The sequence below is a fragment of the Pseudoalteromonas amylolytica genome, assembly GCF_001854605.1.
Taxonomy (GTDB): domain Bacteria; phylum Pseudomonadota; class Gammaproteobacteria; order Enterobacterales; family Alteromonadaceae; genus Pseudoalteromonas; species Pseudoalteromonas amylolytica.
The window spans coordinates 1-10077 of record NZ_MKJU01000018.1; the positions used below are offsets into that span (position 1 = coordinate 1).

Annotated in this window: 17 protein-coding genes; 4 read left to right on the top strand and 13 right to left on the bottom strand. The window is 40.8% G+C overall.

What is annotated here, in order from left to right; genetic code table 11:
- The 7 genes from BET10_RS04160 to BET10_RS04195 all read right to left on the bottom strand — a co-directional run.
- A partial coding sequence (locus BET10_RS04160; RefSeq protein ID WP_139158734.1) for an IS3 family transposase occupies positions 1-513 on the bottom strand: 513 nt, incomplete at its 3' end.
- A 26-nt stretch (positions 514-539) separates the two neighbouring features.
- A complete protein-coding gene (locus tag BET10_RS04165) occupies positions 540-851 on the bottom strand; it encodes an IS3 family transposase (protein ID WP_070983092.1) in 312 nt (103 codons plus the stop codon).
- 220 nt (positions 852-1071) lie between these two features.
- Positions 1072-1455, bottom strand: coding sequence for a rhodanese-like domain-containing protein (locus BET10_RS04170; protein WP_070983634.1), 384 nt, complete (start codon positions 1453-1455; stop codon positions 1072-1074).
- A gap of 507 nt (positions 1456-1962) precedes the next feature.
- Positions 1963-2502: a manganese efflux pump MntP gene (locus BET10_RS04180; RefSeq protein ID WP_070983637.1), complete on the bottom strand. Its 540-nt coding sequence runs from the start codon at positions 2500-2502 to the stop codon at positions 1963-1965.
- A 216-nt stretch (positions 2503-2718) separates the two neighbouring features.
- The gene (locus tag BET10_RS04185; protein WP_096348925.1) at positions 2719-4065 is read right to left on the bottom strand and encodes a S8 family serine peptidase; all 1347 of its coding nucleotides are present in this window, start codon (positions 4063-4065) and stop codon (positions 2719-2721) included.
- A gap of 306 nt (positions 4066-4371) precedes the next feature.
- Positions 4372-4665, bottom strand: a complete 294-nt coding sequence (locus tag BET10_RS04190; RefSeq protein ID WP_070983639.1) for an antibiotic biosynthesis monooxygenase family protein — start codon at positions 4663-4665, stop codon at positions 4372-4374.
- A gap of 230 nt (positions 4666-4895) precedes the next feature.
- Complete coding sequence (locus BET10_RS04195; protein ID WP_070983642.1) at positions 4896-5231, bottom strand: zinc ribbon domain-containing protein YjdM; 336 nt, start codon at positions 5229-5231, stop codon at positions 4896-4898.
- A gap of 246 nt (positions 5232-5477) precedes the next feature.
- Between BET10_RS04195 and BET10_RS04200 the strand changes: the two genes are divergently transcribed.
- Both BET10_RS04200 and BET10_RS21960 read left to right on the top strand, forming a co-directional pair.
- Entirely contained in the window at positions 5478-5708 is a 231-nt protein-coding gene (locus BET10_RS04200; protein WP_070983644.1) for a hypothetical protein, read from the top strand.
- A gap of 61 nt (positions 5709-5769) precedes the next feature.
- A complete protein-coding gene (locus tag BET10_RS21960) occupies positions 5770-5904 on the top strand; it encodes a hypothetical protein (RefSeq protein ID WP_276204881.1) in 135 nt (44 codons plus the stop codon).
- A 473-nt stretch (positions 5905-6377) separates the two neighbouring features.
- Here the strand turns inward: BET10_RS21960 and BET10_RS04205 are convergent, their stop codons facing one another.
- From BET10_RS04205 to BET10_RS04230, 6 genes are all read right to left on the bottom strand, one after another.
- Entirely contained in the window at positions 6378-6770 is a 393-nt protein-coding gene (locus BET10_RS04205) for a hypothetical protein (protein WP_139158584.1), read from the bottom strand.
- A 110-nt stretch (positions 6771-6880) separates the two neighbouring features.
- Complete coding sequence (locus BET10_RS04210; RefSeq protein WP_083330435.1) at positions 6881-7210, bottom strand: helix-turn-helix domain-containing protein; 330 nt, start codon at positions 7208-7210, stop codon at positions 6881-6883.
- Between the two features lie 229 nt (positions 7211-7439).
- Positions 7440-7625, bottom strand: a complete 186-nt coding sequence (locus BET10_RS04215) for a hypothetical protein (RefSeq protein ID WP_070983649.1) — start codon at positions 7623-7625, stop codon at positions 7440-7442.
- A 177-nt stretch (positions 7626-7802) separates the two neighbouring features.
- Positions 7803-8090, bottom strand: a complete 288-nt coding sequence (locus BET10_RS04220; RefSeq protein ID WP_070983651.1) for a type II toxin-antitoxin system RelE/ParE family toxin — start codon at positions 8088-8090, stop codon at positions 7803-7805.
- On the bottom strand, positions 8087-8368 hold the full coding sequence (locus BET10_RS04225; RefSeq protein WP_000086647.1) for a type II toxin-antitoxin system Phd/YefM family antitoxin: 282 nt from the start codon (positions 8366-8368) through the stop codon (positions 8087-8089). Before BET10_RS04225 ends, BET10_RS04220 begins: the two co-directional genes overlap by 4 nt.
- Before the next feature lie 184 nt (positions 8369-8552).
- Positions 8553-9248 carry a trypsin-like serine protease gene (locus BET10_RS04230; RefSeq protein WP_170829110.1) on the bottom strand — a complete coding sequence of 232 codons (696 nt, stop codon included), beginning with the start codon at positions 9246-9248 and terminating at the stop codon, positions 8553-8555.
- Here BET10_RS04230 and BET10_RS04235 point away from each other — a divergent pair.
- Complete coding sequence (locus BET10_RS04235; protein ID WP_070983092.1) at positions 9227-9538, top strand: IS3 family transposase; 312 nt, start codon at positions 9227-9229, stop codon at positions 9536-9538. The two genes, BET10_RS04230 and BET10_RS04235, sit on opposite strands and share 22 nt — an antisense overlap.
- A 26-nt stretch (positions 9539-9564) precedes the next feature.
- Positions 9565-10077: IS3 family transposase (locus BET10_RS04240; RefSeq protein ID WP_139158734.1), on the top strand; the 513-nt coding region annotated here is incomplete at its 3' end.

The following is a 10077-nucleotide window of genomic DNA, read 5'->3' on the forward strand; positions in this document are numbered from 1 at the left end:
TCGCTTTGGGTTACCTCGGCTTTCATAAGCCATTCTTAAAGCTTTTTTCGTTAGGTCACTGTCCGGTCGAGCTGATGTTGCCCAACCTACAACTTTGCGAGCGTAAAGGTCAATTACAACAGCCAGGTATAGCCAACGAGAACCGCACCAGACATAGGTAACATCACCACACCAAACTTGATCTGGTGCTTGTGTGCTAAATGCTCTTTTCAATAAATTAGGTATGCTTAAGTGCTCTTTTTCTGCCTTGGAATACTTATGCGTTGGCATTTGACGACTAACCAATCCCTCTTGTTTCATCAGCTTACTCACCAACCAGCGGCTCGCTTTGAAGCCTGACTTTGCGAGCAGTTGAACCAAGGTTCGTTGGCCTGCGGAGCCATGACTTAGCCCAAACCAACGTTTCATTTCGGCAATTAAACGTAGCCGCTCGGGCGCTATAGTATGTGGTGTTTCGCGCCAATATCGGTAACTACTGCGCTGTACTTTAAATACAGCACACAAACGCTTCACAGGCCAGCTCTCTTGAAGGGAGCGGATCAGCGCAAACCTTTGATGGAGTCCTGCATCAAGAGAGCTGAAGCCTTTTTTAGGATCTCATTGTCCTCTTCTAGGCGTTTGAGTTTACGCTCAAGTTCGCGGATTTTAAGTTGGTCAGGGGTCAGGGGAGTCGCACTAGTGAGGTTACCGTTACGCTCTTCTTTTAGCTGGCGTGCCCACTTATCGACAGTGGATTTACCTAATCCCATCGCCTCGGCAACGTCTCTAACAGAGCGTTGTTCATCGACGACTTGTTGAGCGACTTCGAGTCTAAATTCAGGAGAATAAGTTGGACGAGTTCTTTTTGTCATATTTGCACCTAATCAGTTATGGTGATTCTATCACCTCTAATCAGGTGGCCAAATTTATTGTGCCACTACAATGAACAACAAATACATCAAAGCACATAAAGTGGCTGTCCCGCAAACATATACTTTTATATATATATAATTTATTTATATATAAAAAACAAAATTCAGTATGAGTAAGAATATCGTTCTTAGGATCTAGACTTTACGGAACGATATTAAACTACTGTTTGGCTACTACAGGTAACTTTGCTTTGAGCCATGCATTCATATCACCTTCTAGGTGCAAAAGGTTAAATCCTTCGGGTGTCAGTGCATCGATAAAAATAGTTGCCCTTCTTCCTGAGCGGCAATAAACAACTAAGTGTGATTGCTTATGTTGCTCCAGCAAACTCATATGTCGCTCAATCTGATTGAATGGAATATTAATCGCGCCTTTAATATGTCCCTGCTCATATTCTTCCGTGCTACGAACGTCAATAATGACATGGGATTTATCAGACATCTGGTTAATAAGTAGTTGGTTTTGCGTGATATCCGATTGCGCGAATATTTGGCAGGAATAGAGCAATAACAGTACTGTTATTGTTTTGATAAACTCAATCATATCTATGCCTCCAAGTTTCTAGGGTTAACTTGAGTGATCAGAATACATTAGGAACATAAATAGTAGACTAGAACACTCGTTATTTCCCGCGCTTAAGCTGGTGAAAGATACGAATTTATATCGCATTTTTGTATTGTTGAAATGAATCTGCGAGCATTTTCACGCTCGCAGATTCATTTACCTTTTACATTTATGTACACATAAATTTTAATTTTTGCATCTCCCTTGTTTAGCAAGACCAGGAGGACAATGTTTGTAGCTAGACGTACTGCGACTATCTTTATTGCTTATTTTCACTTTAACGTCTTCTACTTCACCTTCAACACGAGTGAGTTTGCAACCACCGAGAAAAATCATTACACACAATAAACCGATAGTGATTTTCATTTCTTAAGCCTTTGTTCTTTAAACCATTGCTTTTAATAGTACTAGCTGATGGGTTTACATAGGCTTAATCATGCCTCTATTTATATCGTAACTATTTATAAAATAACGATTTCACCTATATCAAAACAAGAGTGTTTTAAATGCCATTAAAATAAGTATCACCCCTCCCAAACACTCCGCTTTACTTTCCAACCATGTACCGCTACGTTTACCGACGACAACCCCGATCCAGCTAAATATAAACGTGGTGATACCTATTAGCGCGCACGCAAAAAAGGGTTCCACTTGCAATAATGTTAAGGTAAAACCGGCTGCCATGGCATCTATACTGGTGGCTAACGCCAGCATCAGCATGACTCTATGCGTGATCTGAGCAATATCCTCTTCTATTCCTTCTGACATCGCTTCATAGAGCATTTTTATGCCAATAAGTAACAACAACACAAAAGCGACCCAGTGTGCATAGTTTTGCACCCACCCGAGCACTCCCTTACCTCCCAAGTATCCTACCAGTGGCATGACAGCCTGAAATACACCAAAATACATTGCAGACTTAAATGCCAGTGCGGATGTCTGCATAGCCTTTTTTGCGCCCAAGCCAATTGATACTGCAAATGCGTCCATACTTAATGCAATTGCCAACACCATCACTTCAAACATCTATCACTCACTATTCAAAAGCGGCTAAAAAGAGCCAAGATTCTTAAGTGGAAGCTTATCAGAAGCCAATAAAGGCGCTATAACATATTGCGAACGACACAATGAAATATGCGATAAGTGGAAGCGATTAACGCGCGATTGTTGGAGTTTCGAGTATAACGTTACACTCAACAATCGCGCATCTCACCTTATAATGTATGCGATTTAAATGACCAATTAACCATCAATAATACCATTGCAGTCATTATCAATTCCGTCTCTACTCTTTTTACCTCGTGTATCGTTTGCACCGGGGTATACCGAAGCATTGTTATCATCACAATCTCCCTCCTCAACACACACACCGTCATTATCAGCATCGGTACACATAGGAGGGGGATTCACAATACCCGGTTGCCAATTGAGAGCTGCTGGCACATTTATCAGTCCCGCTCCAGATGTCTTATCCCAACCTGTGTCATATAAATCAACAGCGGTTTGCTGCATAGCAGCTTTAACATCAACAGGCGTACTGGTAGTACCATTACTTATCAGCATTGCAGACAAAGCCGCTACGTGTGGAGTCGCCATCGAAGTACCTTGAAAGAAATAATAACCCCAACTTCCGCCAATCTTTGCTTCTTGCAAAATACCATCGGCATATCCATCACCATTACTATCAACGCTGGTATCCCCACCTGGAGCGACCAAATCAAGCATATCACCTCGGTTCGAGTAACGTGTTACCTGATCATTAGCATCTGTTGCACCTACAGCAATCACACTACTGTGGCTTGCAGGATAACTGATATTTTTGCGACTACCATCATTACCTGATGCGCCAATCACGATAACGTTATTTGACGCAGCATATTCAAGTGCTGGGTCTAAAATCGGATCTGAAGTAATACGATACCTTGCACTCACACCTAAACTAAGGTTTATCACATCAGCACCGCTGTCAACCGCGTGATATATCCCCTCTGCTATTGCCGCCATACTGCCGCTACCACTGTCATCCAGTACTTTCACCGGCATAATACATGCACCATACGCCAAACCGGCCACACCAATACCATTATTAGTACTTTGCGCAATGGTGCCCGATACATGCGTGCCATGGCCATCACCATCTTCTGGGTAATTCATTGGGTCATACACATTGTAAGGCGCAACAACGCAGCCAACTCCATCTGAACCACCACTGGCTAACCCAGTATCTAAAACAGCAACTGTACTCGTTCCGCCAGTGCTGATATCCCATCCACCATAAGCTCCAATATTTTGCCAGTTCCACTGATAGCTTAAATAGGGGTCATTTGGCATAGCGAACTTATTAACGAGCACATTCACATGAGCACGACTTCCCTTTAAACGCATCTTCTTCGCTTTATCCAGCTCTTTCCCTTTAGCAACCGACACTATACTCAGGTTGGATTTAGGGTAATAACTAAGTACATTTAGGCTTGAATCTGTCACAGGTCCTGCTACAACAATTTCTGAGGATCTATATTGGACATTGGCAGCAGCTGCAAGTGGCAAAACCACGCCCACCAGCATCATCGACAATGTTGAGGTTTTCATAATTGACTACTTAACATTTTACGTACATCAACTTTAGTATTATTTAGAAAATCACAACGCACAAATAAAGGATGGAATATTGCTAGGCTGAATTGTTACATGCGTATAACCAAGATGTATAAACGGTAGGCACGGTTTATGCGGACAGCAATACTGCTACAATATCAATGAGTTTCATACTGAATAGCCCCTAAACGGTGCTATATTGAATGGATAAGTGCTTTCAATATTACATTCCTTTTTTGGAAGAACCAAAAGCACCATACATTATATGTTTTTTTAGTGGGCTGCTATCGAGTTAAATTACTACTCACCAAAACTATACTTTCTTAGGATCTCAACAACTTCTACCACGTAAGAGTCGTACCATGTATCACGCCCCAGCTGCTGAGCAACACGATGTTGGCTGTCCGCATGCCAGTTTTTTATATCTTCTTGCGATAGCCAATAAGATATTGTGACTTCCTGTTGGCCTTCTGTCACGGCAATAAAATCCTGACAGTTATATTTTTCAAACGCTAGGGTGCGCATTAATTCAACTGTCTGAGAATAATGCTCATCTTGACTCCCAGTTTTTGCCTTAAAGATTACCGCAAACATCAATCACTCCTTTATATTTATTTTATCAAAAAAGATAATCTGACCATTTAAATAAGCTCACTCTATTGAGTTTATTTAAATGGTTTTAAGCCCAATAACCTCACACTAGTGCTCATTAGGCTAGAAAATAATGTGTTAAATAGCAGCCGAGCTTCAATATCAGAGCTTACGTTTTCCGCTAAGTTGTATCGAAGAAAATCTGTGGGTCAAGTTCTTTGGCAATGAAAAAACTATGCTTTTTTAACAAACTTAGCTGTTACCATCATCTCGCCCACCCCATCAACTTTACAATCGAGTTCATGATCTTTCTTATCTAACACGCGTCTTACCAAAGCTTTGGTGCCGATTTTAATAACTTGTGAGCTTCCTTTTATCTTTAAATCCTTGATCACTGTAACTTTATCACCATCATTAAGCAAAGCGCCGTTTGCATCTTTTACCTCGATGATGCTCTGTTCATCGATTTCATTTGGGTTCCATTCATAAGCACACTCTGGACAAACAAGGTTACTTTGATCTTGGTATACAAACTCGGATTGACATTTTGGACAAGGTGGAAACGACATATTTCTACTTCATTATATTGTTAATTATCAACATATAATACCGCGCACTTGCTGTTGGTACCAATAATTAGGGTAACTTTATCCATACCTAACTAATAGCGCTTCCATCATGAGTTATGAGCACTCAATTAATCAAACCCGCAAGCATAATGCTAAAAACCACAACTTTCTCATAAACTCCTTTGCCACCCCAATTTTTTGTGATATTTTGCTGCGCTTGTAACAACAATAACAGGACTTATATTTATGAGAATTATCGCAGCGTTACTATTATCTCTAGTATCATTTGCCAGCTTAGCTGGCAGTGGTAAGGCAATCGTCCCAATGTGGCACAGTGATGGTACAACGGCACGATTCAGTGACCTTTATATTTCGAATATTACGGATAAAGATATTGAAGTAAAAATCACTGTCTATAAAGCTGACGGTTCAGTTTTTAACTTCGGGTCTTCAGTATACAAACTTTACGCAATCTAATACCCAGCTTGCGCCAAAAACCTCTGCAAAGCTTAGATCAACAGCTAACGGCCAAGGGTATATGGTTATCGAGTGGAATAATATCGGTCAAGACGACAGTGTAGTTGCACTAATTGCTCATGGTGAGCGTATTAGAATTCAGTCTGGCGGCATCGGTGTTACTGCTGTACCAGTAAATAATGGCTTACCGTTCTAAGCTATGACGATTAAAGACGTGCTGCTTTGGCACGTCTGTTAATATTACTCAATATAAATGCAGCTAGTTACCGACTACCACCTAGGCCATCGTGCCCACTTCCCCGTTAGTGACATCCCCTAAAAAGATAAGCCTAAACAGCTTGTTATGTGCAAAGAAACACCATATTTAAGAAAAGTATTTTGATGCAACACCAAGAGCAACAATTAAAATAACTATTACAATCCAATGTTTATTTGAGTTATCTAAGTTTTCACCACACACAGGACATGATGATGACGTTATAGGAGTACCGTCAACATTTGTAGTTTTAGTAATTGGTGAGGTAATCCCTGATTTACACTTATTACACTTCATAAAGGTCCACTTTTATTAGCACAAAGCTCGATGTTCAAATTACATATAACGCCCACATAATGGGCTTAAAATTATTGGATATACTTTAGCGAGGCACGGGCAATAAGCTAATGACTTTACGTCCTTTTAATGTGCTTGTTAGGGGTAATCACCAGCTTAAGTAGCCAAGCTAGAAATACTGCCATAGAAATAGCATAAAGATCAATCAGGTAACCTTGCCCATTTGAGAAGTCACCAACAGGAAAAGAAATTGTTATGGGTGCAATATGCGGAATTAAACCATCAGTACCAACGCTTCGAACACTTTGCGAGATGAAAAACACTAGAGTGATTAGCATTGCAATCCGACTTTTAGCCCAAGTGCCGTATGTTCCATATGCGGGTATCAGCACATAAAGTAAAATACTAACAAGCGCACTTAAATCGCTCTCAAAGTCAGAGTATATCGTTACTCCCAGACCAATCAGTGTATACAATGCTAAAATAGAGCTTGCAACTTTAAATTTCACTTTATCCCCTAACGCCTTACTAATGGGCACAAAATGCTTGGCTAAAATTAGTGACGAAGGAGCACAAGCCAAGCTTTTTGCGTCCTTTGTTGAAGCGTTTGTTATACGCACTATACAGTTAAAATAAAAGCTATTATAAATGCCACAGAAAATGAGACTAATGTTGCTTTTATATTCATATTATCAATTTTATATCTAACTACATTTAAGAAAGTTGGCGGCATATCAACCGAAGGCTCTTCTTTCTTAATAAGGTCATTTGTTTGAATATCGTAAGCAGAGCAAATTGACATGACCGATTCAGGTGACGCAATTCCTGATTTTTCGATGCGCTGAACAGTTCTTAAACTTATTCCAGCAACATCCGCGAGTTGCGATTGACTCCACGCCTTAGATTCTCTTAATTGCTTTAATTTTTGAACGTTTAATTGCATTTCCATAATGACTTCCTTAAAGATAAAATCTTAAATTATTATCGTAAGAAAGCTCCTGTATTGATACGTCAATCATATGACATTGATTGATATTTTAGCGTCACCAGTGTGCCAGTACGTATAACGCCGCAATATGGGGCGCATAAATAGTTGGCTAAAATTAGCGACGAAGGAGCGCAAGCCAACTATTTTGAATCCCGACTGATTGCCTTGTTACACGGTTTAAAAAGATGAATTATTGGTTATCGTCACTCTTATTTTTTTTTAACTTATTTATAGAGCCGTAGACAACACCAAGTCCAGCTCCTACGGATAGGCCTATGCCAACGTCATCAAAAATAAACTGTCCAAAAACAAGACCAATCCCGGCTCCCATTGCTATAGCCAATCCCATATTATTGTTAATTTTATTTTCGCTCATATTATTGCAACCTTAAGCTAATATTATTCAAATACCTAAAACCGTATAACGCCGCGTTAAGTAGCGAACAACGCCACCACCAAGACTAAATCATTGTGCCATAAACACTTAAACTGACTTGAACTGAAAATGCCAAGCGCTGTGAATCCGTCTTAAACGCTTTGTTATAACACAGTTTTATACGTCACCTTCCGACAGCATTTGGCGACAATTACGAACTGTTAGTAAGCGGATCTCATGACTTAAGCTATAGATAATACGATAGTGACCAAAAATGATTTCGCGATAATTCGTATGGGGCATTTCAGGAACAAAGCGCCCCATTTCAGACATACTTCCAAGTAGTTCAGTTTTATCAAAAACTTCGTTTACCCACTTTTCTGCGGCCGATGGATTATCCAAAGAAATAAATTCCGCTGCATCGCCCAGTTTCTGAAGCGCCAATGGAGACCAAACTACTTTCATTTCTTAATGCGCCCCAGTACTTGAGCACGAGCATCATCATTGGAAACGCCAAGGCCTGAAGCTAATTGAGCTTCAGCTGTGCGCATTTCTTCTAGTAATTCGATTTTCTCTTGCATTGCTTCATACTCTGCAACATCGAGAACAACAGCTACACCTTTACCACGTTGTGTGATGACCAATGGACGGCGAGTCTCATTGATTTGTTTGATGTAAGAAGCTACACCTGCACGAAATTCAGATAACGGCTGAATATCTTGATCGAAATGAATACGACTCATATTAAACTCCATTTGGTACAAAATAACGTACAAATAATAGTTCAACTAACCGTTTTGAGCAAGGAGTTGATTCTGTGTTATAACGCCGCCATATGGGGCGCGAAAAAGCTTGGCTATAATTAGCGACGAAGGAGCGCAGCCAAGCAGTTTGCGTCCTTTTGAGTAACTTGTTATATACCGTTATTTAGTTCTCGGACATGGTTTTTCTGATCCAATCACTATAAGTAGAAATTCTGACCTGATATGATTTTTTTCCGTAATGACCAGCGACAAACTCTTCTAAATTTCCTTCAATATAGTCCCAGCTAAACAAGGCAACTAAATAGTCTTTTCCTTCAACGGCCATAATCAAAGGGCCACCACTATCACCTGCACCGTCAATTCCTTCAAGGTCAAGGGCTTTTTCACCGGAGTCAAAAGTGATTGATACCCAATTAGTATGGGTTTCTTCAATTCTATTTTGCAAAAGTCTAAGTTTTCCCTGAGTTCCTTGAACAGAACCAGTTATACCAGTTCCCGTTGTCCCTCTGCCATACCCTTTGATTACTTGGTTGAGCTCTTTGTTTTCAGAATATATTTCAATGGGGGCGCTATCTGGTAAGTCAGAGCTTAACTTTACTAACGCAATATCGTGGGTAGTCATCATCAAGGTCATTAAATCAGAAGCGTCCCCACTTAACATGCTCTCAGGAATATCCGTTATACCGGGATGGATGATTACCTTTTCAACTTTAACTTCGTATTCGCCGATTTGCAGTGTTTTATCAATAATATTTGGTGGTAAAAGGTGTAGTGGCACAATAAATTTGGCCACCTGATTAGAGGTGATAGAATCACCATAACTGATTAGGTGCAAATATGACAAAAAGAACTCGTCCAACTTATTCTCCTGAATTTAGACTCGAAGTCGCTCAACAAGTCGTCGATGAACAACGCTCTGTTAGAGACGTTGCCGAGGCGATGGGATTAGGTAAATCCACTGTCGATAAGTGGGCACGCCAGCTAAAAGAAGAGCGTAACGGTAACCTCACTAGTGCGACTCCCCTGACCCCTGACCAACTTAAAATCCGCGAACTTGAGCGTAAACTCAAACGCCTAGAAGAGGACAATGAGATCCTAAAAAAGGCTTCAGCTCTCTTGATGCAGGACTCCATCAAAGGTTTGCGCTGATCCGCTCCCTTCAAGAGAGCTGGCCTGTGAAGCGTTTGTGTGCTGTATTTAAAGTACAGCGCAGTAGTTACCGATATTGGCGCGAAACACCACATACTATAGCGCCCGAGCGGCTACGTTTAATTGCCGAAATGAAACGTTGGTTTGGGCTAAGTCATGGCTCCGCAGGCCAACGAACCTTGGTTCAACTGCTCGCAAAGTCAGGCTTCAAAGCGAGCCGCTGGTTGGTGAGTAAGCTGATGAAACAAGAGGGATTGGTTAGTCGTCAAATGCCAACGCATAAGTATTCCAAGGCAGAAAAAGAGCACTTAAGCATACCTAATTTATTGAAAAGAGCATTTAGCACACAAGCACCAGATCAAGTTTGGTGTGGTGATGTTACCTATGTCTGGTGCGGTTCTCGTTGGCTATACCTGGCTGTTGTAATTGACCTTTACGCTCGCAAAGTTGTAGGTTGGGCAACATCAGCTCGACCGGACAGTGACCTAACGAAAAAAGCTTTAAGAATGGCTTATGAAAGCCGAGGTAACCCAAAGCGA